We start from the raw sequence: 21,290 nt of genomic DNA, 5'->3' as shown, positions 1-21,290 counted from the left end.
CGGCCCTTTTTTGGATAATTTGGATTTTTTTAACCGCAGAGGGCGCAGAGAGCGCAGAGTGAGGAAAGAGAGAGTGTGGTAGTGGAAGTTGTTTCCTTTATCGCGTGTTCCTCAACGTGAAAGTGTCAATTACAATGGATAGAATAAATTGGTATAAAAATTGGGTTCTATAATATAAATTATGTGAATGCGCCCCGGTGAGTGAGGACACACTCAACCGAGACGACTTCTCCAAAGTTCGACTATCCGAACTAGGAGTAACTTAAGTATGACAAAACCCAGATACGACGAGGAGAAAGATGAAACCCGCCATGCGGCAGCGAATGAAGAATGCTGCGAGGATATGGCAGATAATTACGGGTGGACGCTGAAGCAGGCAGAGCTAGTCGCAACTGATGTTTTACCTGTGGATTGCGTTTTCGATGGCTACTGCGAGTTTCCACCCTCTCGCATGGATTTAACGCAAGGCGACTATTTCAAGGAGGACAAAGAAGATGCGTAAACTGATTCTGTTCAAAGCGGATAAAGGTGAAATTGAAAAGTATCGTCAGAAAACTGAGACACAAATCGGAAAGTCATTTTACCGCATTGCAAATGTGGATTCAGTACCTTCTTTAACTAACACCATTGCCGAACACTACGACTCTAGTGGCAAACCTGCTCCTGCGATCGGACACCGACTGACGGAAACAGTGCCAGAAAACCGGGACTCCTTTCGAGATAGTGGCTGGGAAGTTGTGCGGGTGGAAGAATACACCCCTGAAATCCCGCCTCCCTATGGTGCAGGATTTGATACAATTTGCATTTGCTACTGCGCCTATAAGCCTTTAGCACCTGAAAATGTCTGGATGAAAAAGGCTCATCGCTTTGCTCCATCCCTAGATTCCTTTGGTGGTGATGAAAAGGCTTATCAGGAGTGGCTAGCTACTCAGTCGGAGGACGTGCAGGCTGAATCGAAATCGGCAATGGAGTGGCTCAAGACTCAAGAAAAACAGCATTAAAACCAAGCTCGCAGGTCGCGTATTGCCGCAATTTCATCTTCTTTTGCCTGTTCTAGAAAAGCAATTAGCCTTTCTTTCGGCACTTGAGGAAAGGTAGGACTCGATTCAACCTCCATATACTCGCCCTCGTGCAATTGATAAATTCGCCACACTTTGCCATTGAACCGCCAAAACTCCGGTACACCAATAGCAGCGTAGAATTTGTTTTTCTCAATATCAGTATGAGTAATATCTACTTCTACCACTAAATCAGGCGGAGGATCTTTGGTAAAATCAACATTTCGGCCTTTGACGAGGGGTTGATTTTGAATATAGTAGGCATTATCTGGTTCGGCTCCCTTTTTCAGAAAAGGATAGTTCATAGTTGTTGAACCCATCGTTTTCATCCGCATCCCCATGAGTTCAATCAGCGTCCGAATAAAACACTCGATTAATCGACTTGAAAATTCGTGTTCTTCTAAGGGCATGGTGATTTCTAGAATCCCGTTGTCATAGATCAAATGACAGCCTCGTGACTGGGGTAAGGCATTGAGAATTTGTAGATAACCGTCCCAAGATAACCCCCAAATTACGACGCGCTGTTCGCCAATAGGTTTTTGCAGTTCTGCTGTAGCTTCTGGTGCAGATGTTACCACAAGTGACCTCCAAGTGGAATTGATATTGATGGTTTACTCTAAGGCTAACTTAGTTTACATTGATTTGGCAAATTTCTAACATCCGTTTGACTTTTGGCAACTGTCTTTCCGATTTCCGAAAAGCCAGCCAAATCCGATTGGTAACAGCCTGTGTAGGTTTAAGCACAAGTGTCAAACGATTTTCTGTCACCCAATCTGCACACAAGTAATCGGGAAGCACGCTAAAGCCAAATCCGCATTCAACGGCTTGTCTAATTGCTCTTAAATCGGGAATAATTAGTTTGGGTTGAACATCGATTCTTTTGCCAAACACGACGCGCCAAAAGCGGCGGGCGATCGGTAATTCTTCGCTGTAAGCAATCCAAGGTTGAGTTAATAGCCATTGAGAAAGTGGGTTTAAATCTGCTTGACTGATTCCTTCAGCAATCGGAATCGCCATATTTGGCGGCCCGACTAGCCAGAAGTTTTCCTCGAATAGTAGTTCATATTCAATGTCAGACAAGGTAATTTTTTGGGTAGCAATTACGATGTCTAGTTTTCCGGCTTTGAGTTGTTGGATCAACTCCGATGTTAGTCCAAATTGGATTGTGTAAAAAGTGTGATCGTCTTGGGGTAATTGACTGAGGATGCGATCGGTAAAAAATTCTTGTGGTGTACCGATTCTGATGGTTTGTGGTGTTTCGGCGCTGGAGTTTTTGTGGGGAATTGATTCGAGTTTCTCGATCGCACTTGCAACTTGACTATACAGTCTTTTTCCCGCATCCGTCGGCACCATCCGTCTCGGAGTTCTTTGAAACAACGGATTTCCCAAAGCTGACTCTAGGGCTGCGACGTGTTGGCTGACAGCCGGTTGTGTTAGGTGCAAAACTTGGGCTGCCCCGGATACGGTTCCGACGCGGTAAACCTCGATAAAGCTGCGATACCACTCAAAGCTAATCATAAGGAAGTTCGGCAATGGATTTTAGGAACGGGCAAGATGCCCATTCCACAAGAAATGCACTTTTTGTGGAACAGGCCGGAAAGCCTGTTGCTAAGCCCCCACAAGAAATGCACTCTTTGTGGAACAGGCCGGAAAGCCTGTTGCTGACAATGGTGAAATATCTCAGATTTAACGGATGTTAGGAAGTTCGGCATTGGGATTTGGTATAACTAGATTTATAGTTACACGAAACTTTCATAATTTGTATTTTAGATGAATTCGACCTAGGATAAAAACAACGAGCACAAAGACACCCACAACAGGAATCGAATATGACTAGCCAAAAAGTTCTGATTGTTTTAACCAGCCACGATACTCTTGGTGACACTGGTAAAGAAACTGGTTTCTATCTCCCAGAAGTAACCCATCCCTTGGACGCATTTACTAAAGCCGGATTAATGGTAGATTTTGTCAGTCCAAAAGGTGGCAAAGCCCCAATGGTTGGGATTGATTTAGAAGACCCGCTAAATAAGGCTTTTTTAGATGATTCTGAACAGGTTTCACGAGTCGAAAATACTCTGAATCCTGCACAAATTAAACCCGCAGAATATGCTGCTATTTTCTATGCTGGCGGACATGGAACCATGTGGGATTTTGCTGATAACCAGGAACTTGCTGAGATTGCGGCTGCGATTTATGAAGCAGGCGGAATTGTCGGTGCTGTCTGTCACGGGCCTGCGGCGTTAGTCAATATTAAGCTGTCTGACGGTACATACCTGGTTGCTAACAAGACTGTGGCTGCTTTTACTAATGAAGAGGAAGCGGCTGTGGGATTGACTGATATCGTGCCGTTTTTGCTGGAGGCGAAGTTAATTGAGCGTGGGGCTAATTTTACTAAGGTTCCTAATTTTCAAGTTTGTGTTGTGGCGAGCGATCGACTCGTCACAGGGCAAAATCCCGCTTCCGCCGCAGGTGTAGGCGAACGAATGGTAGAATTAATTAATGCAAAATAGCACTTTGAAATCTGGTGAATCGGTACAGCCAACAGTTTCGGCAAATTAATCTTGCTCGGTGATAAATCTGTTACGGGATTCGCTGATGCAATTAGATTTGAGGTTGGAGATCCCCGCCAATCTTAACTGGATAATCCATCGGGGCGAGTGCAAGTGCTCGCCCTTTCTGCATTCGGTTAACCCTACTCAAATACCCAATTTTACTGGAGAACATTACCGCCCACAGTTCGTCTTTGATTTTAGCAGACAAATTCGCGATCGCCTGTGTCAGATGCTGTTCGGCAAATTCTCCGCAATCAATCTGTTAGTTGTGATGACTTGAGTCCTCTGATTTTGGAGAGAACTCAAGTCCTCACGCTCGAAGCAATCAAGTTATTACTGACTTTTGTTCATTCCGTGACTGCAAAAAATAAGTGGGATTTGTGATTGCGGATTCCGATCTACATTTAGATATTGAAAGACCAATAAAACATCAAAACAACTAGCAATTTGTGCGGAGCGGTCAAATTGCTCAATGAAGAAGCTCTTAGGGCATAATATTATAAAACAGAGAACAGGGTATGGAACTAAATTTACAGAAATTTTATACGGCCTGCAATCCCAGCTACACCCTGGCAGTAGCAAATCAAGAAGACCGACAATACTATATCGATTTTTCGTCAGTGCGGGGCGGCACAATCGTAGAACAATTGGAGCGCACCATCAGCCGTCTCTCGCCCGATGTACCTACCTGTCAATTATTTACCGGTCACATCGGCTCGGGGAAATCCACAGAATTGCTGCGGCTGCAAGCTCAATTGCAGGAGCAAGGTTTTCATGTGGTTTATTTTGAGTCGAGTAAAGATTTAGACATGGCTGATGTCGATATCACTGACATTTTGTTGAGCGTGGCGCGTCAGGTGAGCGAAAGCATTGAGAAAATGAAAATCAAGCTGCAACCGACGGGTTTTAAAGCTTTGCTCAAGGGCGTTGCTGATGTTTTTCAAACTCAAATAGATCTGAAAGCGGGAGCTTCTGTCCCCGGTTTGGGTGAGGTAAATGCTAGCACGGATGGAGAGTTTTCTTTGTCTTTGGGTATTGGCAAAATTACTGCTAAGGCGAAGGATGCTCCGAATTTGCGATCGGAGTTGAGGCAATATTTGGAGCCGCGGACTAATGTAATTTTAGATGCGCTCAATAAGGAGTTGCTGGAACCGGCTAATCAAGAACTCAAGCGCCAAGGTAAACAGGGACTTGTGGTAATTATCGACAATCTCGATCGCATACACCTGTGCGCGAAACCAACGGGGCGGATGCAGCCGGAATATCTGTTTGTCGATCGCGGGGAGCAGTTGGCAAGACTGAACTGTCATGTCGTGTATACAATTCCTTTGGTGCTGATTTTCTCTAACGACTTGGGTCAGCTTAGCAATCGCTTCGGGGTAGATCCAAAGGTTTTGCCGATGGTGCCGGTGCAATTGAATGACGCTTCTGAGTGTGCAGAGGGTGTCGAATTGCTGCGACAGATGGTTCTGGCGCGCGCTTTTCCAACAGTGGAGGCGTCGCAGCGCTATGCTTTGGTTGGCAAAATTTTCGATTCTGCCGAAACTCTCGATCGCCTCTGTCGAGTTAGCGGGGGTCATGTTCGCAATTTGTTACAACTACTCTATAGCTGTCTGCAAAAACAAGACCCTCCTGTGTCGCGGGAAACTTTGGAAAATGTGATTGTCCAACGCCGTCACCAGCTTACTTTGGCGATCGAACCTGATGAGTGGCAATTACTCCGCCAAGTATCTGCTACCAAAACAGTGAATGGTGAAACTAAATACCAAATTTTGCTCCGCAGTCTTTGGGTATTTGAGTACCGTTACGGCGAGGATTACTGGTTTGATGTCAATCCGATTTTGGCTGACGCGAAGGAGTTTCGGGATACCGAAAATGCGGCCAAATAGCTTTGATTTGTAAAAGATTAAAGATGTATAGCCTTCTCAGAAAGATGAGGTACTCATGGGCATAGGGCATAGGGCATAGGGCATAGGGCATAGGACATACCTCACCCCGCTTGAGAACCGCTATAAATTACTTTCAAATTATCTGCGTCGATCTGCCTTAAATCTGCGGCTTCTGCATAAATCTTTGATTGATACAATAAGTTTCTTACTTCTTCCTGATGACAACTGACAACTGACAACTGACAACTGACAACTGACTTCAAACTATGATTAAAGGCACTACTAAACTGCTCGGAGTAATTGGTCATCCGATCGCACATTCTCTGTCCCCGGTGATGCACAATGCTGCCATTTCTCACTTGGGTGTCGATTTTGTTTACCTGCCGTTTCCGGTAAAACCAGAGGATTTAAAGGCTGCGCTGGCAGGATTTGCCGCGATCGACCTTCGGGGATTTAGCATCACGATTCCTCACAAACAGGCAATCTTACCGCTGCTGGCGGAGGTTTCTCCCATTGCTAGGGCGATCGGCGCAGTCAACACCGTCTACCGCACTGACAAAGGTTGGTGCGGCACAAATACCGACGTAGAAGGCTTTCTCGCGCCGTTGCAAACAGAGGGTTTTCCCACTTTCCGATCAGATTCCGATCCCCCCCAGCCCCCCTTAAGAAGGGGGGAGAATTCACTCAAAGTCCCCCTTCTTAAGGGGGATTTAGGGGGATCTCCGGGTTTAAAAACCCCCCTAGGGCGGGCTTCCGATTGGAGTCAGAAAGTAGCGGTAATTTTGGGGAATGGCGGGGCGGCGAGGGCTGTTGTGGCTGGATGCGCTCAATTGGGATTTGCAGAGATTCACGTTGTCGGCCGCAACGCCCCCAATTTAGCGGAATTTCAACAGAGTTGGGTGAATTCTCCGATGCCGATGCAGAATTTGCAGGTGCATACTTGGGATAATTTGTCAATGTTGATTTCGCAGGCCGATTTGCTGGTGAATACAACTCCTGTGGGAATGCACCCGCACGGGGAAAAGTCGCCGGTTGCTGCTGCTGCGCTCGATCGAATTTCCGCAGGTGCGATCGTTTACGATCTGATTTACACCCCGAATCCTACTCAGTTGCTCAAAGATGCACAGCTTCGCGGTGCAATACCGATTGACGGACTAGAAATGCTAGTTCAACAAGGAGCAGCAGCCTTGAAAATTTGGCTGGACACAGAATATGTCCCTGTGGATGTAATGCGCCAAGCCTTGCGCCAGCATTTAGGTTTAGACTAATGCCGTCTCCTCCTGGAGCCGGACACGGCAGTGCCGTTTCCCGGAGGAGGTTAAGAATTTGACCTTGAATTCGCGCTAAGCTGAGTAAAATATATTTACGCTGCAATTGTTATGAAATTTCGAGCTATCAGTCTTCTTTTTGCCACTTGGGCGATCGCAATTTTGAGTTTGGTATTCACTCCACCAGCTTGGGCTACCACACAGATTAAACTTTCCGATCTTTCCTATCACGAATGTCCCGCAGAAATGGCAGAAGGAACAGTCACCAGCGGCAGTTCTATGGAAGCTAATTGCTTTTTGATTACTGGGAAAGCTGAAAATACTAGCGGCAAACCTGTTTTTGATGCTGATATTTTCGGTCGTATTTATGATGCAGATGAAAATCCAGTGATGCAAAACCGGACTCGCTTAGGTTCTATCGAAGAAGTTCCTCCCGGAATTAGCGATTTTCAGCTCAGAATTTCGGTTGCAGCCAATCAACGAACACCTTTGCAGCTCAAGCAGTTTAAAGCTACAGGTTTTACTGGCGTGGTTCGCCGTTAGTGAAACTATAGCCTTTCGAGCGAAATATGAGGTGCTCATGGGCATAGGGCATAGGGCATAGGGCATAGGGCATAGGGCATACCTCACTTTTTCGAGAACGGCTATAAATGTAAATTCCCCCTATAAGGGGGAAGTTTTAAACCCTATTTTTCTGATAACTAAAAAGCGGTTTGCAAGCTGCCCAAAAGACCGATCAGAAATTGCGAGCCAAACTGAAGTACAAAAAACGCAATCATTGGAGAAAAGTCAATACCTCCCAAGGGGGGAATAATTGAGCGGAAGAGATTGAGGTAAGGATCTGTTAACTGACTCAAAATCGAAAACGGGGGGTCGTACCAATTGATGTTGGGGAACCAGCTTAACAGTACCCTAATAATCATCAGGACTAGATAGATTTGCAGAAATGTCGCTAGCGTGTTTGCCAAAAGGCCTATTGAATAACTCATAAATTTTGGTTGTCGTTTGAGTAAAGTTTACAGACACTTTAACTTTGAGTTTAGCATAGCTGCGGAAGAGGGAAGGCACTGAGGGTAGAGGCTGAGCAATTTTGTGGTTCCTTTTTACTTTTGCCTTGGTTTTTAATGGGAAAGTTGAACAGAGAAATGTGCGACAGTTGGTCGATCGCCCGCATTCTACTCCCCGACTGCTCTAAAATATTCAATCTTATTCAGGAGTCAGGGGCGATCGAACCCTCGCTGTTGTGGGCTGGCGCGTTCCCGTTGACATCGCCGAGTTGCAGCCGCACGTCATCAATTGCCTGATTTAGCTGGGCAATTTTATCTTCCAAACTCAGCCTTGCTACTTCCATCCCTTCGGCTTCGAGTTGGCTGGCTTTCCTCTGGCGCATCTTTCTGGTCTTGGCATCGGAAGGATCGCTCAGCAAAGCTTCAGCAGCGCGCCTCGACAGCACCGCACCCAAAACTGCCCCCACCAAGCCCCCAACTGCGGCTCCCGCAATAAATCCGCCTGTAAAACCCTCTCGATTGCTCATGGCTCAACTCAACTGCGCGATATTTCCTTGATTTGTCTATTTTTACACTCTCTGGAGCGATCGACCTGGAGAGGATTTTAGATTTTAGGTTTGAGATTTTAGGTTTGAGATTGAAATACGATCTCGAAAAATGCTTCGGAAGCACAAAGCCCACAGGGGCATCAAGTCGGTTAATTGCCAGCTCAGGCGATAATTCCGACTTCAGAGTTGAAGCGAATCATCTCCAAAGATCGATCGCCATACATATCTTCAATGTGCTCCAAACAGCAGTCGATCGCAAAATCGTTCAACTCAGCAGGCTCAATCCCGTACATATCCTGAAACACTTCCTCGTCTACCCGACAAAAGTGCGGGCGATCGGCATAAATTCCGCATTCCCTCGTTTCTTTGTCAAAGTTTATACACCAACCGTCATCTCCCACTAAGCTCAAGTAGAGCGCCAATTGCTCGGTAGATAAATACTCGTCCAGGTCAGGGCGCTCTGTTGGTTCTAGGTAACAACAAGCACCGCACTGCTTTACGCAACGCCAAGTAGCCATAATTTGATTTTAGATTTTAGATTTTAGATTTTAGATTTGGAGCATTATCTGGAAAATGCCCAACTTTAAGAGAGATTAAAGCCTTTCAAGTATACCAAGTGCCAGCGCCGCAGAAGGAGTTCGCGAAAAGACGGTTCGATTTTTGATTGCGAACACTCTCCGGTAAAGGCATCCAGCCCTGGTTCCTGTACGGATGACTGTTTTATGCTTGGGGCTGGCTCTTTTTTGGCTGTGAGCTTTATCAAAATCTACAAGTACATCACTTGTCAAGTATGATGTACCTGATGGTAAATTGAAGCCTCGGTAGACAGTCGCGGATAATGTTGATATGTATAGACAACCGCGCGATATGGCTACCAAGCGACCAAGAACTACCATCAGCTTTGACTTTGACGAGTACAAGGAGTTAAAAATTTGGGCTGATTCTGAATTTCGTTCCATTCCTCAACTGGTTCTTGTCTTGGTCAAGAAAGCCTTGATAGAGAGGAATAAACGATCGTCAGATCCAGCCAGCGCACCTCCGAGTGAACCTGATAGCTCCGGACTCACATAAACCAAACCCCCGCCAACTACCAAAGCTAAGCGGGGCAAGGAAAGTAAGGAAGCTGGCTAATATCTAGTATAAATCTAGCAAAGGAGGAACAACACCATGATCCAAGCCCAAACAATCCCCAAAACAGTCACTTTTGATGAGTTCGCAGCCTGGTATCCAGAGAACTCAGTTCACCGCTACGAACTACACAATGGAGTAATTGTCGAAATGCCTCTAGGAACTGGCCGCCATTCCGGTGTTACAGGTTTTATCAGCTTAAAAGTAGGAGTTGAAATTGACCGACGCGAATTACCTTACTGCATCCCTGGTGACTGCCTGCTTAAACCCACTCGCGATGAGGCTGGTTATCAGCCCGATGTAATTGTCCTAGATCAAGCATCTCTGGCAAAGGAACCGCGCTGGGAAAGGGAGTCCATCATCACGATGGGGTCTTCGATCCGACTGGCTGTAGAGGTCGTCAGCACGAACTGGCGAGATGATTACCATTTCAAATTTGCTGATTACGAAGAAATTGGCATCCCTGAATACTGGATTGTGGACTATTTGGGTTTAGGTGGCCGCAAGTTCATTGGGAATCCCAAACAACCCACCCTTTCAGTTTGCCAGTTAGTAGATGGGGAGTATCAGGTAAAGCAGTTTCGGGGCGATGACACTGTTGAATCGCTGGCTTTCCCAGAATTGAGGTTGACTGCCGAGTTGATTTTTCGGGCAGGTTTGCCTCCAAGCAGCCCCATGGATGAACCGGACTAATTACGATCGCCCAAACTCAGGGTTTTTTAGCCGAATTTGCGATCGCCCGCAGGTCGATCGTTCTTTACATTTTGTTGAATTTTGTAAACTTCCTTAAAAAAGAGGGCCGATCGCCCGGTAAAATCAGAAGCGGATTTTCTCATCAATCTAGACTTACTCACTACAGTCAGGAGGACACATGGACTTTATAACGGATCTTTTTAACGGCGGAGGCCCTGTAAACTTGCAACTTATTGTTCAGGTAGCTTTACTGGCAGCAGTCGTGCTTTCTGGCCCGATCGTGATTTTTCTGTTGGCAGCTAAAGGCGGCGACCTGTAATTATACCACGGCTGGCGATCGATAGTTGAGAGTTTTGCATAATTTAAAATTCAAAATTCCCAAAGCTCGATCGCCACTCAAGTCAATTTGAGAATAGTTAGGACGGGCTAGAAGCCCATCCCACAAAAATCTTTTTTCTTGTGGGATGGGCTTCTAGCCCGTCCCAAAATTTGATTAAAAGGACTTTTGCAATCTTGTCTATTGACTTGCAGCGCAGTAAATCTGCGACGTTGAATTTTGGTCTCAAATTGTCGATTCGATCCTAACCTTCGTGTTGGGGGCTTGTACCTGTTTTTGTGCGGGCGAATTTTCCCTAAATTTCACCCCGATGAATTAGGTTTACCAGAAAGAATTGGTTGAAAGCCGGAACACGAGTGAGGGAGAAATTAAAATAAGACTATTCATTGCTTCAATCCTCGGACTGACCGGAAGAGGTAGCTGTCAACTGTCAACTGTCAACTGTCAACTGAAGATCAAATACCGAGGGCGTGTTTAGCCGTTTGAATCAAATTCTCGAAAAAAGGTAGAGATACATCGACTTCTCTAGCATCCTGGCGGGAGTTACCCAACAAACCCATGCTTTGTCCAGGTTCAACAACCAAAACTTGCCCTTGAGAATTGCGAATTCTCAATTCCTCTTGAGAACCGGCGGGAGACAGACTACAAGAATAAGTGCGATCGCAATAATCAAACTCAACTTTTCCAAACACCGACGGCCTCGAACTAGCAGCACTGGCCACTAAGCGGACACCCAACAATTCCAACTCAACCGAAGTCTTGCCATTAAAACTATTTTCCCGCAAGCGGTACGCAATATCAACCCGCCGAGGCAACGGAAAATATTCGCCCCAACGCCACGCAATCCCCTTCAAACTAGCCGAACCTTTTTCATCTTGAGTTGCAGTTAGTTTAACATGACCTCCCTTACCAACAATTTTTTGTTCAGTAATACAAACATTAGGCGTCCAAAATACAGGAGCCTTATTTTCAATCCCGCAAGGTTCTAGAGCATCAATTTGTCGGTAAAGGTCAAGATTAATCTCAGCCAAATCCGCTCGCACATCTACTGAAACCAACGGCTTGAGGTGTTCCGGCTGCAAACATTGATTCGCAAAAATTGACAGTTGCTTGCGGAATTGTTCGAGATTCTTGGCAGGCATCGAAAAACCGCCAGCCGCCTTATGTCCACCAAATTTAGTTAATAAATCAGCGCAAAAATTTAGCCCGTCAAATACATTAAATTCAGGAATTCCCCTCGCCGAACCCCGGATGATATTACCCGTTTCGCCACCCTCATCCTCAAAAGTACCGATAAAAACGGGTACGCCGTAACGTTCGAGCAACCGAGATGCTACAATCCCAATCACCCCGTGGTGCCAACCGGGCTGCACGACAACTAAAACTCGTTCCTGCTGTAAATTGAGCGCACTTTTCTCGCACCAAGCAATCGCTTCCTGCTCAATTTCCTGACACAACTCCTGACGGCGCTGATTGATTTGTTCGCACTGCATCGCGTTTTTGAGTGCCAATTCGCGATCGTCCGTTGTCAGCAACTCTATCACAATTTGAGGGTCAGCCAGCCGCCCCACAGCATTAATCCGCGGGCCCAGCCGAAAACCAATATCTTCAGGCTTTAAGGTATTGTTAGCTTGAGTTTTTGAATTAAAAAGAGGTAAATTTTCCGCACTTGCAGGCTGCACTCCCGCCACCTGAATCAAAGCTTGAACTCCGGCTAATTGCGAGTGAGGCAAAAGTCGCAAACCCCGCTTTACCCAGCGGCGGTTAACTCCTGTCAGAGGCGCCAAATCTGCAATAGTTCCCAAGGTAAATAATTCCAGCAGCGGATTCACCAACCCGCCAACTTTCTTCAAATCTTGAGCCAAAGTAATCGCCAAAACATAGGCAACGCCTACTCCAGCCAAACCGCGATAGGGCGAAGATTCCGCAATTAATTTTGGGTTGAGAATAGCATCAGCCGGGGGCAGTTTTGGCGGCAAATCGTGGTGGTCTGTAATAATAACTTTTACACCGAGTTCTCGCGCTCTGGCAACTGGGCCATAGGCTGCAATCCCGTTGTCTACCGTCAGAATCAGAGCCACACCTTCGGCATGAAATTCTTCTACAATGCGATCGTTAATCCCGTAACCTTCGTGCATCCGGCTGGGAATCGCATAATCAACATTCGCGCCCAAAGCCCTCAGAGCTCGCAGCAACAAAGCCGTGCTCGTCATCCCGTCAGCATCGTAGTCGCCACAAATCGCAATTTTCTGCCCTGTTGAAATCGCCTCCCGCAACAATTTGACACTCGCAGCCAAATCGGGAAATTCATCCAGTGGCGCCGGCAAAACCAGAGATTCCGGTTCGATAAACCCTTGCACTTCTTCGAGAGAATCGATACCGCGATTAATAAGTACCTGTGCTAGCAAGCATGACAAACCGATTTCATTGGCAAACTGTTCGGCTTGCTGTGGTTGAGGCGAATAAATTTGCCACCGTTGGTTCGGCAATCGGGGAGAATGCGGGGGTACAGATGTCGGTAGCTCTGGCACGGAAGCTGAGGTCTAAAGATACATAACCAATCTTACCTAATTAAGTGTCTAATGAAATCAATATTAGATTGGCGATCGATCGCAAAGATGAGTTTTTTCGGTAAAATCCGAAGGTTGTGCGGATAAAAGCAGCGTGGTGAACAGTTGACAGTTGACAGTTGACAGTTGACAGCGAAGTGATAATAACGGAGATTTAAACTCGGTTCTTATCACAATCTGCCGACCTGAGTAAGGGCTTCAAACCCTTGCTATTCGGTGAAAGTGCGATCGCATCTGAAAACAATGTCTAGCAGGCATTTGTCACGCCCATACAGTCCCCAGTGCTGGATTTTATTTTAACAGGAGATTGTGATGATTACAGAAAAGCGGCCCTGGTTTAAAGTTGCCTTCCAGTTTCAAGGGTCGATCATTTTTTTCATTTGGCGCCGCGTCATGCTGTGCGCTAGTTTTGGGTTGTTGATTTCGGTACTGTACTTTTTTAACTTCCCAGTATCCTTGCCCATCCTATCAAGCATTGTTCCCAGTATAGTCCTCGGCTTATTGTTAGTGTTTCGGACAAATACAGCTTACGATCGATTTTGGGAAGGCCGGAGGTGCTGGGGAACCTTAATTATTGCAGTCAGAAATTTGGCACGTCAAATCTGGGTATCTATTAGCGATCGAGAACCGGATGATTTAGCGAAAAAAAAGTCTACTTTGCGATTATTAGTGGCTTTTGCCATAGCAATGAAATTGCACTTGCGCCAAGAACCAATTAGCTCAGAAATAGAGCCTTACGTACTACCCCAACAGTATGAGAATCTCAAAAAGATGAACAATCCTCCCCTCGAAATTGCTTTTTGGATTGGGGATTATTTGACGATACAGTACGAGGCAAATAACCTCGATGTCTATCGGCTAACTGCGATGAATCAGTTAGTAAATAACATGATTGAGGCCTTGAGCGGTTGCGAGCGGATTTTGAGAACTCCGATGCCTCTTGCTTACGCGATTCATCTCAAACAGCTACTCTTGCTTTACTGCTTGGCACTGCCTTTTCAAATGGTGAAGGAGTTAACTTGGGGGACAGGCCCTGTGGTAGCTTTAATTAGTTTTGCTTTGTTCGGTATCGAAGAAATCGGCATTGAAATTGAAAATCCTTTTGGACACGATGCCAATGATTTGCCTTTGGATAATATTTGTGCTACTATGCAGCGCAATATCAACGATTTAATTACTTTATCTCCTAGCGTTCATGCTCGGGCAAAAGAGCATTAAAGTCATTAGTGATTAGTCATTGGTTATTGGTTATTGGTTATTAGTTATTGGTTATTGGTCATTGGTTGTCGAGCGTTAGTCATTGGTGATTGGTTACGCTTTTGTGCATTTAAATTGTATTTTTACGGCGGGCAGGATTCCCGCCCCACAAAAGTTTAACTTTATTCGGACGTGCAATTTAAATGCCTCGGAGCTTATTTGTCTTATGTTTCTTGTTCGTTCTAATAACCAATAACCAGTAACTCATGCCCTATGCCCTATGCCCATGAGTACCTCATATGGAGATCGAAATGCTATAGCTTCCGCCTAACGTTAATTTCTAGCAATTAACCACATTAACCCAGCTAAAACCAACAATAAAGGCGTCAGCCAATCTCCCCACCGCACGTACAAAGTCCGAGTTTGCCGCCGATAAATAGTAGCATCTCGGACTTCATAGGTATTAATTCCAGACTTCCAAATCGTCTCGCCGCGAGGATTTACAAAAGCAGAATAACCTGTATTAGTTGCGATCGCAGCCCATCTATCAGTTTCAATGGCCCGCATCACATCCAAAGCGTGATGCTGAGCCAGCATTGGCGGTTTGTAATGGGCATTGTTGGAAGCTGTGAGTATAAATTCACCTCCATTTGCCGCCTGATATCGGAAAACTTCAGCAAACGCTGAATCGTAACAAATTCCGACAATAGCGTGGCCAAACGGCGTATTAAACCATTGTTTTGAGTTCCCTGGTACTAAATGAGTATCTAAGGGAGACAGCCGATTAATAATGCCGCCTAAGATTTCGTAAAAAGGGATGTATTCGCCTAAGGGCACTAGCTTGAGTTTATCATACCGGCTGACAATTTCTCCTGTTTTGTCGATCGCCAATAAGCTATTAGTCATGCTATCTCCTTCCTGTCCGAATCCTCCAACCCAAGCCAGAACACCGCGTTGGAGAATCGCTTGGTAAAAAGAAAGAGTAGAACGTTGATACTCGTTTGTCCAGATAAAAGGCAAAGCCGTCTCTGGAAGCAACACAGCATCTACTCCTCTGTCAGCTAACTCCTTATATCCAGCCGTGTAACCTTCCAAAGCGCGCCGCCAACCACCTGAGTCAAACTTAATCTCGTTAGGAATATTGCCTTGAATAATCCCAATTTTTAATCCTGTTCCCGCCTCTTGAATTAACGGGCGATTGTACAAACTCCAGCCGACAATATGCAAAACTAAAAATAAACCCGCAGGCAAAATATAAGCAACCCACTTCTTCCATCTTCCTTCTCCCTTCTTCTTTCTTCCCTCCTCCTTCCTCCCATCCGTTACATCCCGTACATTGCTCGTTGCCGAACTTCCCTCTTCCTTCTTCCTTCTTCCTGCGATAAAAGCTTCAGCAATTAAGCCATTTACTGCTACAATTGCCGCTGTTACTGCGCTGGGCCCGGAGAGTTGACCGAGGTGCAATATGGCTAAGTTGTGCGGGCTTTGGGTGTATGATAGTGATGTCCACCACAGCGAACCCATACTCCAAATACTTTCTAAGGCGCACCACAAAGCTGTACCAATTAACACGCGGGCCAACCCTGATAATTTAGATCTACCCCCCCCTGCCCCCCCTTGTAAAGGGGGGGAGTTAAGAATAAGAAGAGGATTTTTGCGTGGTAAAGTGAGGGAGTTGAGAATTATAAATAGCCACGCCCAAACAGTGACTAATCCGGCTCCCCAGAGGGTGATGAATGCCCAGCAAAAAAGTGCGATCGCCAAACTGGGCCACCAAGGAACTCCCAACCAAGTCATTGGGTGTATTCCCATAATCCAAGATATGGCTAATCCGTGATAGCCGATTCCCCAGAGAGCAGGAAGAAGGAAGAAGGAAGCAGGAAGAATGAATAGGAAAGAAGGAAGAACTTTTTGTTTTTTTTCTGTGATTATTGCTCGTTCATAACTGACAACCAAAACCCACAGGGGTGCTAATGCTACCCAAGCCAATAGCCAAGCATTGAATGGTGCTGTTGTCAATGCCATCAAAATGCCGCTGAAAAATGCGTTAGCGAAGCCCTCGAAGAGGATCGCCCCGCCGAATATTTGAGATTTCTCAACCGCGAGTTTTTCAAATGTAAGTCTTTTAAATATCGCCACTTTGATGATTACCAATTAAATATATAGCGGTTCTCAGAAAGATAAGGTACGTTGTTGGGCTTCAGCCCTCTTGGTTTCAGTGGTTATATAACCTGTCAGTCATACCTCACCTTTTTGATAAAGGCTATAATAATTCTTAATCAATATATCATATCATAAAGGTTTGTAGTGAGGACTTTAGTCTGCATCCAAGAAAGGACTAAAGTCCTCACTACAAACCAATTTGATTCTGGTCAGTGTAGCGGAAACAATATCAAAAATAAATCTCTTAATTTATGCTTTCCAAAACAAAAAGCGCCCTCATTTGGAGAGAGCGCTTTTTATTAATCAACAGCTAAATTTAGCCGTTGATGGAAGGAGCAACCAATGCTACTGGGGTGACAGCACCGGCGGCCAAGTCGAGGGGGAAGTTGTGAGCGTTGCGCTCGTGCATAACTTCCATACCCAAGTTGGCGCGGTTGATGACATCAGCCCAAGTATTGATGACGCGACCTTGGGAGTCGATAATCGATTGATTGAAGTTGAAACCGTTGAGGTTAAACGCCATCGTGGAAATACCTAAAGCGGTAAACCAGATGCCGACAACTGGCCACGCACCTAATAAGAAGTGCAAGGAACGGCTGTTGTTAAAACTTGCATATTGGAAGATCAAACGACCGAAGTAGCCGTGGGCTGCAACGATGTTGTAGGTTTCTTCTTCTTGACCAAATTTGTAACCGTAGTTTAGCGATTCGCTTTCACTTGTCTCGCGAACCAAAGAAGATGTTACTAAAGAACCGTGCATGGCAGAAAACAAAGCACCGCCGAAGACACCAGCAACTCCCAACATATGGAAGGGGTGCATTAGGATGTTGTGCTCGGCTTGGAACACGATCATGAAGTTGAATGTGCCGCTGATACCCAGGGGCATTCCGTCAGAAAAGCTGCCTTGCCCGATCGGGTAAATCAAAAATACTGCGGTAGCAGATGCCACAGGTGCAGAGTAGGCTACGCAGATCCAAGGACGCATTCCTAAGCGATAGCTCAGTTCCCACTGGCGGCCCATGTAGCAAAAAATGCCGATGAGGAAGTGGAAAATGACGAGCTGGTAAGGGCCGCCGTTGTACAACCATTCGTCTAAAGAGGCTGCTTCCCAGATGGGATAGAAGTGAAGCCCGATCGCATTAGACGAAGGAACAACAGCACCACTGATCAGGTTATTGCCGAACATCAAGGAACCAGCAACTGGTTCGCGGATGCCGTCAATATCCACAGGAGGAGCTGCTACAAAGGCAATGATGTAGCAGGTGGTTGCGGTCAGCAGAGTTGGGATCATGATTGTCCCAAACCAACCAACATAAATCCGGTTATCGGTGCTAGTTACCCACTCGCAGAACCGTTCCCAAACGTTGCCGCTTTCGCGACGCTGTACGGTTGTTGTCATTTGTTTTATGATTGCTTAATTGAATTTTCAACGTTCTGTTGTGGAAATCTCCACGCTTATATTAGTAACACTATTCACAACAGTTTGCAAAGGGATTAGTGCTTATATTTGAATAAATTTATAATCCTTTACATAACTTGATTCTTGATGAATTTTTGTGGCTGTTTGCAAAGTAATATTACAGAATAAATACGGTTAAAATAAAGCGGGCAGAAGAGCTGAATCTTTATTCTGTAGGTTGGTTCAGCAGTTAAGTCAAATTATTTTTGTTGAGGTCAAACTTCTTTATAGTTAAACATATCTTAATTGGCGATTGAGCAGATGAATTTTAATATTTGTTTACATATCCTAGGTGGATTGACTGTTGACAGTTGACTGTTGACGGTTGACTGTTGACGGTTGTAGAACGAGAATCAAATCATTGATGCTTGAGGAGTATCGGCTCTATTCAAGAAGTTATTTATGTTCTCACGGATGTGGCGATCGCACTAAATTCTCCAGAATCCGCAATCAACCGGATTCATCAACTAAAAACCCGGTTCATAAGGCGCTTTGCAATTGCCATAAACCGGGTTTCTGAGGATGAGTTCGTAAATTGTGCCTAAAAATTAGCCTTTAGCCTGGGGGCCACTTCATGTGCCGTCCGCCGAGAATGTGAAGGTGCAGGTGATCTACGGTTTGGCCACCGTCATTGCCGGTATTAATCACGACGCGATAGCCGTTACTGAGTCCGAGTTGTTCGGCTACCCGTTTTACAGTCAGCAGCAGGTGTCCCATGAGGGCATGATCTCCCGATTCGGCATCGGCTAATTTGGGAATAGGTTTTTTGGGAATGACGAGGATGTGGACTGGCGCTTGCGGATTGATATCTCTGAAGGCGAGGGCTAAGTCGTCCTCATAAACGATGTCTGCGGGAATCTCTTTGCGGATGATTTTGCTGAAAAGCGTTTCTTGGGTTGTCATGGGTGTTAACGAAGTTCGGCAACGGGCAATGTACGGGATGTAACGGATAAATTTTCAGGGAAGGGGGAAGGCGGAGGGGACAAGGGGAGGGAGGAAGGGGGAAGAGGCAGGAGGAGAGAAGGAAGAGAAGAGGAGAAAAGGAAGAGGCAACGAAAAGTTTTTCTTGCCTCTTCTGATATTCATTAGTCATTGTTAATCATAATAGATGATGGATCGAAGACAGGCAAATTGAGGATAAAAAATAATGCTTGCGAGGGTTTGGAGTGCATCTATCGTAGGAATTGACGCGGTAAAGGTGGGTGTGGAGGCTGATGTATCGGGGGGACTGCCGAAAATTGTGGTTGTGGGGTTGCCGGATTCGGCGGTGCAAGAGGCTAAAGAAAGGGTTAAGGCTACGCTCAAAAATTCGGGATATGGTTTTCCGATGCGGAGTATTGTGATTAATTTGACTCCGGCGGATTTGCGTAAGGAAGGCCCGAGTTTTGATTTGCCGATCGCCATTGGCATTTTAGCAGCATCCGAACAGGTCAGCGCCGAGCTGTTGGGAGATTATTTGTTTTTGGGGGAACTCTCTTTGGACGGGAGTTTGCGGCCTGTGGCGGGGGTTTTGCCGATCGCCGCTGCTGCTGCCAAAATGGGTATTTCGGGGTTAATTGTACCAGCAGCCAATGCAAAGGAAGCGGCTTTAGTAAAAGGAATATCTGTTTACGGTTTTGAAAATATATTTGCAGTTACTGATTTTTTGAACAATCCTCAAGTTTATTCACCGATACAAGTAAACGGTAGAGAAGAGTTAGGAAAAACTAGGTTTCAGGGTCTAGATTTAAAAGACGTAAAGGGGCAAATTCACGCGCGGCGGGCTTTGGAAATTGCGGCTGCCGGTGGACACAATTTGATTTTTGTGGGGCCGCCAGGAAGCGGCAAGACGATGCTGGCGAGACGTTTGCCGGGTATTTTGCCACCGCTGACTTTTGATGAAGCTTTGGATGTGACTCAAATTCATTCGGTGGCTGGTTTGTTGAAGGATAAGGGTATGCTGGTGAGCGATCGACCTTTTCGCAGTCCTCACCATTCAGCATCCGGGCCTTCTCTCGTTGGCGGGGGCAGTTTTCCGCGTCCGGGTGAAATTTCCTTAGCACATCGCGGCATACTTTTTCTGGATGAATTAACTGAATTTAAAAGAGATGTTTTGGAGTTTTTGCGACAGCCTTTAGAAGACGGTTATGTGACGATTTCTAGAACCAGACAATCGGTGATGTTTCCGGCACAATTTACATTAGTTGCTAGTACGAATCCTTGCGCTTGCGGTTACTATGGCGACTCGATCCAACAGTGTACTTGTTCGCCCCAAAAGAGGGAACAATATTGGGCAAAACTTTCGGGGCCTTTGATGGATCGGATTGATTTGCAAGTGGCGGTTAATCGTTTGAAACCTGAGGAAATTACCAGACAGGCGACGGGGGAGGAGTCGGAACCGGTGCGGGTGAGGGTGCAGCGGGCGCGAGAGATGGCGACTCGCCGTTTTCAGTCAGAAGCTGGCTTGCGGTGTAACGCGCAGATGCTAAGCAGCCACATTAACCAATGGTGTCAGTTGGATGATGCTTCGCGGAATTTGTTGGAGATGGCGATTCGGAAATTGGGGCTTTCGGCGCGGGCTAGCGATCGCATTTTGAAGGTTGCTAGGACTATTGCGGATTTGTCGGGGGATGACAGCTTGAAGACTAATCACGTGGGGGAGGCGGTGCAGTATCGGACGATCGATCGGATGCAGTAGAATTATTTGCTATTTGCGATCGGGCGTAGGGAAAATGAGACATTAATTCATCTAAAATAACAGAATGAACGTCGATATAACCCTTCTCAGATAAGTGAGGTATGTTGTTGGGCTTCAGCCCTCTTATAGTGATTATATACTTAGCGAGTTCGCATCAAAAAATCCATTTCATTCATACCTCATCTTTCGCTCGAAATGCTATATTATATCATTTACGGCTGCATCGGAATAATATATTTGGATGATATCAGTGCGAGCGTCTCGCTCGTGGCATAGATCGCGAGCGAGACGCTCGCACTCTCATAATTCCGATGCTGCCGGATTTGATATTACTCAACTAAATTGGATATATAAAAATAAGCTTGAGTTAACACAGTCCGGTTTAGAAAACTCTGTGAAAAATAGACACACTTGATTGCTTGGCTTTTCGCTCGCAATCATAAAAAAATCTTAACTCAACCTTATTGGAATATGCGTGGGTCTTGGCATTATAGCCTTTCTCAAAAAGATGAGGTATGACTGACAGCTTATATAACAACTAAACTAAGGATCGCAAATTGAATAATTTACACTCTTGAAAGTGGGATGGGCGTCCCGCCCGTCCAGAAAGGACGGGCGGGACGCCCATCCCACAAGAATAATAAAGATTGTAAGTTATTTAATTCTCATTCCTAAGAGGGCCCAAGCCCAACAACATACCTCATTTATCTGAAAAAGGCTATATACCAAGCACAAACAAATATT

23 protein-coding genes are annotated in these 21,290 nt (G+C 45.7%); 13 read left to right on the top strand and 10 right to left on the bottom strand.

From position 1 onward, the window contains the following. Window positions 1–268 precede the first annotated feature (268 nt). Entirely contained in the window at window positions 269–502 is a 234-nt protein-coding gene (locus tag JGK36_RS12640; RefSeq protein ID WP_293180433.1) for a hypothetical protein, read from the top strand. Next, window positions 495–1,001 carry a hypothetical protein gene (locus tag JGK36_RS12635; RefSeq protein ID WP_293180435.1) on the top strand — a complete coding sequence of 169 codons (507 nt, stop codon included), beginning with the start codon at window positions 495–497 and terminating at the stop codon, window positions 999–1,001. The genes JGK36_RS12640 and JGK36_RS12635 overlap by 8 nt, the downstream gene beginning before the upstream one ends. On the opposite strand, the gene JGK36_RS12630 is transcribed toward JGK36_RS12635, so the two are convergent. Both JGK36_RS12630 and JGK36_RS12625 read right to left on the bottom strand, forming a co-directional pair. Beyond that, complete coding sequence (locus JGK36_RS12630; protein ID WP_293180438.1) at window positions 998–1,636, bottom strand: Uma2 family endonuclease; 639 nt, start codon at window positions 1,634–1,636, stop codon at window positions 998–1,000. The genes JGK36_RS12635 and JGK36_RS12630 overlap by 4 nt on opposite strands. Window positions 1,637–1,685: 49 nt before the next feature. After that, on the bottom strand, window positions 1,686–2,576 hold the full coding sequence (locus JGK36_RS12625; RefSeq protein ID WP_293180441.1) for a LysR family transcriptional regulator: 891 nt from the start codon (window positions 2,574–2,576) through the stop codon (window positions 1,686–1,688). A gap of 14 nt (window positions 2,577–2,590) precedes the next feature. Here JGK36_RS12625 and JGK36_RS12620 point away from each other — a divergent pair, with 14 nt between their 5' ends. The 6 genes from JGK36_RS12620 (at window position 2,591) to JGK36_RS12595 (ending at window position 7,310) form a co-directional block, all read left to right on the top strand. Beyond that, window positions 2,591–2,758 (top strand): hypothetical protein, encoded by a 168-nt coding sequence (locus JGK36_RS12620; RefSeq protein WP_293180444.1) that lies wholly within the window; start codon window positions 2,591–2,593, stop codon window positions 2,756–2,758. Between the two features lie 129 nt (window positions 2,759–2,887). Continuing rightward, on the top strand, window positions 2,888–3,568 hold the full coding sequence (locus JGK36_RS12615) for a type 1 glutamine amidotransferase domain-containing protein (protein ID WP_293197039.1): 681 nt from the start codon (window positions 2,888–2,890) through the stop codon (window positions 3,566–3,568). A gap of 85 nt (window positions 3,569–3,653) precedes the next feature. Then, a complete protein-coding gene (locus JGK36_RS12610; RefSeq protein WP_293180450.1) occupies window positions 3,654–3,890 on the top strand; it encodes a hypothetical protein in 237 nt (78 codons plus the stop codon). A 238-nt stretch (window positions 3,891–4,128) separates the two neighbouring features. Then, complete coding sequence (locus JGK36_RS12605; RefSeq protein ID WP_293180453.1) at window positions 4,129–5,499, top strand: P-loop NTPase fold protein; 1,371 nt, start codon at window positions 4,129–4,131, stop codon at window positions 5,497–5,499. Window positions 5,500–5,765: 266 nt separating this feature from the next. Continuing rightward, window positions 5,766–6,767 (top strand): shikimate dehydrogenase, encoded by a 1,002-nt coding sequence (locus JGK36_RS12600; protein WP_293180456.1) that lies wholly within the window; start codon window positions 5,766–5,768, stop codon window positions 6,765–6,767. A 111-nt stretch (window positions 6,768–6,878) separates the two neighbouring features. Continuing rightward, window positions 6,879–7,310 carry a hypothetical protein gene (locus JGK36_RS12595; protein WP_293180459.1) on the top strand — a complete coding sequence of 144 codons (432 nt, stop codon included), beginning with the start codon at window positions 6,879–6,881 and terminating at the stop codon, window positions 7,308–7,310. 158 nt (window positions 7,311–7,468) lie between these two features. On the opposite strand, the gene JGK36_RS12590 is transcribed toward JGK36_RS12595, so the two are convergent. From JGK36_RS12590 to JGK36_RS12580, 3 genes are all read right to left on the bottom strand, one after another. Further along, window positions 7,469–7,756: a YggT family protein gene (locus JGK36_RS12590; RefSeq protein ID WP_293180462.1), complete on the bottom strand. Its 288-nt coding sequence runs from the start codon at window positions 7,754–7,756 to the stop codon at window positions 7,469–7,471. Window positions 7,757–7,977: 221 nt separating this feature from the next. Beyond that, on the bottom strand, window positions 7,978–8,301 hold the full coding sequence (locus JGK36_RS12585) for a hypothetical protein (RefSeq protein WP_293197038.1): 324 nt from the start codon (window positions 8,299–8,301) through the stop codon (window positions 7,978–7,980). 182 nt (window positions 8,302–8,483) lie between these two features. Next, entirely contained in the window at window positions 8,484–8,840 is a 357-nt protein-coding gene (locus JGK36_RS12580; RefSeq protein ID WP_293197037.1) for a YkgJ family cysteine cluster protein, read from the bottom strand. 328 nt (window positions 8,841–9,168) lie between these two features. Here JGK36_RS12580 and JGK36_RS12575 point away from each other — a divergent pair, with 328 nt between their 5' ends. The 3 genes from JGK36_RS12575 to JGK36_RS12565 all read left to right on the top strand — a co-directional run bounded on the left by JGK36_RS12575 (window position 9,169) and on the right by JGK36_RS12565 (window position 10,462). Then, window positions 9,169–9,393, top strand: a complete 225-nt coding sequence (locus JGK36_RS12575; RefSeq protein WP_325315843.1) for a hypothetical protein — start codon at window positions 9,169–9,171, stop codon at window positions 9,391–9,393. 96 nt (window positions 9,394–9,489) lie between these two features. Then, window positions 9,490–10,143: a Uma2 family endonuclease gene (locus tag JGK36_RS12570; protein WP_293180471.1), complete on the top strand. Its 654-nt coding sequence runs from the start codon at window positions 9,490–9,492 to the stop codon at window positions 10,141–10,143. 178 nt (window positions 10,144–10,321) lie between these two features. Beyond that, entirely contained in the window at window positions 10,322–10,462 is a 141-nt protein-coding gene (locus JGK36_RS12565; protein ID WP_293180474.1) for a photosystem II reaction center protein Ycf12, read from the top strand. On the opposite strand, the gene JGK36_RS12560 is transcribed toward JGK36_RS12565, so the two are convergent. Together JGK36_RS12560 and recJ are read right to left on the bottom strand one after the other, a co-directional pair. Then, window positions 10,463–10,588 (bottom strand): hypothetical protein, encoded by a 126-nt coding sequence (locus JGK36_RS12560; protein ID WP_293200952.1) that lies wholly within the window; start codon window positions 10,586–10,588, stop codon window positions 10,463–10,465. It abuts the gene before it with no gap. A gap of 347 nt (window positions 10,589–10,935) precedes the next feature. Then, on the bottom strand, window positions 10,936–13,011 hold the full coding sequence (recJ, locus tag JGK36_RS12555) for a single-stranded-DNA-specific exonuclease RecJ (RefSeq protein ID WP_293180477.1): 2,076 nt from the start codon (window positions 13,009–13,011) through the stop codon (window positions 10,936–10,938). 351 nt (window positions 13,012–13,362) lie between these two features. Between recJ and JGK36_RS12550 the strand changes: the two genes are divergently transcribed. After that, on the top strand, window positions 13,363–14,268 hold the full coding sequence (locus tag JGK36_RS12550) for a bestrophin family protein (RefSeq protein ID WP_293197036.1): 906 nt from the start codon (window positions 13,363–13,365) through the stop codon (window positions 14,266–14,268). A gap of 312 nt (window positions 14,269–14,580) precedes the next feature. Here the strand turns inward: JGK36_RS12550 and lnt are convergent, their stop codons facing one another. The 3 genes from lnt to JGK36_RS12535 form a co-directional block, all read right to left on the bottom strand. Beyond that, the gene (gene lnt, locus JGK36_RS12545; protein WP_293197049.1) at window positions 14,581–16,272 is read right to left on the bottom strand and encodes an apolipoprotein N-acyltransferase; all 1,692 of its coding nucleotides are present in this window, start codon (window positions 16,270–16,272) and stop codon (window positions 14,581–14,583) included. A 454-nt stretch (window positions 16,273–16,726) separates the two neighbouring features. Next, entirely contained in the window at window positions 16,727–17,809 is a 1,083-nt protein-coding gene (psbA, locus tag JGK36_RS12540) for a photosystem II q(b) protein (RefSeq protein ID WP_293180485.1), read from the bottom strand. Between the two features lie 615 nt (window positions 17,810–18,424). Beyond that, entirely contained in the window at window positions 18,425–18,772 is a 348-nt protein-coding gene (locus JGK36_RS12535) for a histidine triad nucleotide-binding protein (protein WP_293180488.1), read from the bottom strand. A gap of 244 nt (window positions 18,773–19,016) precedes the next feature. On the opposite strand from JGK36_RS12535, the gene JGK36_RS12530 reads away from it, so the two are divergent. After that, window positions 19,017–20,546 (top strand): YifB family Mg chelatase-like AAA ATPase, encoded by a 1,530-nt coding sequence (locus tag JGK36_RS12530; RefSeq protein WP_293190961.1) that lies wholly within the window; start codon window positions 19,017–19,019, stop codon window positions 20,544–20,546. Window positions 20,547–21,290: the final 744 nt, after the last annotated feature.

Origin of the sequence: Microcoleus sp. PH2017_35_SFW_U_B (assembly GCF_020737865.1) — a bacterium.
Taxonomy (GTDB): domain Bacteria; phylum Cyanobacteriota; class Cyanobacteriia; order Cyanobacteriales; family Microcoleaceae; genus Microcoleus.
This window is presented reverse-complemented; position numbering and strand designations above follow the sequence as displayed.

Coding starts and splice junctions, on each gene's coding strand:
- JGK36_RS12585 (WP_293197038.1), bottom strand. CDS start 8,301: ATGAGCAATCGAGAGGGTTTTACAGGCGGATTTATTGCGGGAGCCGCA.
- JGK36_RS12565 (WP_293180474.1), top strand. CDS start 10,322: ATGGACTTTATAACGGATCTTTTTAACGGCGGAGGCCCTGTAAACTTG.
- lnt (WP_293197049.1), bottom strand. CDS start 16,272: ATGGCATTGACAACAGCACCATTCAATGCTTGGCTATTGGCTTGGGTA.
- JGK36_RS12625 (WP_293180441.1), bottom strand. CDS start 2,576: ATGATTAGCTTTGAGTGGTATCGCAGCTTTATCGAGGTTTACCGCGTC.
- JGK36_RS12530 (WP_293190961.1), top strand. CDS start 19,017: ATGCTTGCGAGGGTTTGGAGTGCATCTATCGTAGGAATTGACGCGGTA.
- JGK36_RS12640 (WP_293180433.1), top strand. CDS start 269: ATGACAAAACCCAGATACGACGAGGAGAAAGATGAAACCCGCCATGCG.
- JGK36_RS12575 (WP_325315843.1), top strand. CDS start 9,169: ATGTATAGACAACCGCGCGATATGGCTACCAAGCGACCAAGAACTACC.
- JGK36_RS12570 (WP_293180471.1), top strand. CDS start 9,490: ATGATCCAAGCCCAAACAATCCCCAAAACAGTCACTTTTGATGAGTTC.
- JGK36_RS12600 (WP_293180456.1), top strand. CDS start 5,766: ATGATTAAAGGCACTACTAAACTGCTCGGAGTAATTGGTCATCCGATC.
- JGK36_RS12580 (WP_293197037.1), bottom strand. CDS start 8,840: ATGGCTACTTGGCGTTGCGTAAAGCAGTGCGGTGCTTGTTGTTACCTA.
- JGK36_RS12535 (WP_293180488.1), bottom strand. CDS start 18,772: ATGACAACCCAAGAAACGCTTTTCAGCAAAATCATCCGCAAAGAGATT.
- JGK36_RS12605 (WP_293180453.1), top strand. CDS start 4,129: ATGGAACTAAATTTACAGAAATTTTATACGGCCTGCAATCCCAGCTAC.
- JGK36_RS12620 (WP_293180444.1), top strand. CDS start 2,591: ATGGATTTTAGGAACGGGCAAGATGCCCATTCCACAAGAAATGCACTT.
- psbA (WP_293180485.1), bottom strand. CDS start 17,809: ATGACAACAACCGTACAGCGTCGCGAAAGCGGCAACGTTTGGGAACGG.
- JGK36_RS12590 (WP_293180462.1), bottom strand. CDS start 7,756: ATGAGTTATTCAATAGGCCTTTTGGCAAACACGCTAGCGACATTTCTG.
- JGK36_RS12610 (WP_293180450.1), top strand. CDS start 3,654: ATGCAATTAGATTTGAGGTTGGAGATCCCCGCCAATCTTAACTGGATA.
- JGK36_RS12615 (WP_293197039.1), top strand. CDS start 2,888: ATGACTAGCCAAAAAGTTCTGATTGTTTTAACCAGCCACGATACTCTT.
- JGK36_RS12635 (WP_293180435.1), top strand. CDS start 495: ATGCGTAAACTGATTCTGTTCAAAGCGGATAAAGGTGAAATTGAAAAG.
- JGK36_RS12550 (WP_293197036.1), top strand. CDS start 13,363: ATGATTACAGAAAAGCGGCCCTGGTTTAAAGTTGCCTTCCAGTTTCAA.
- JGK36_RS12595 (WP_293180459.1), top strand. CDS start 6,879: ATGAAATTTCGAGCTATCAGTCTTCTTTTTGCCACTTGGGCGATCGCA.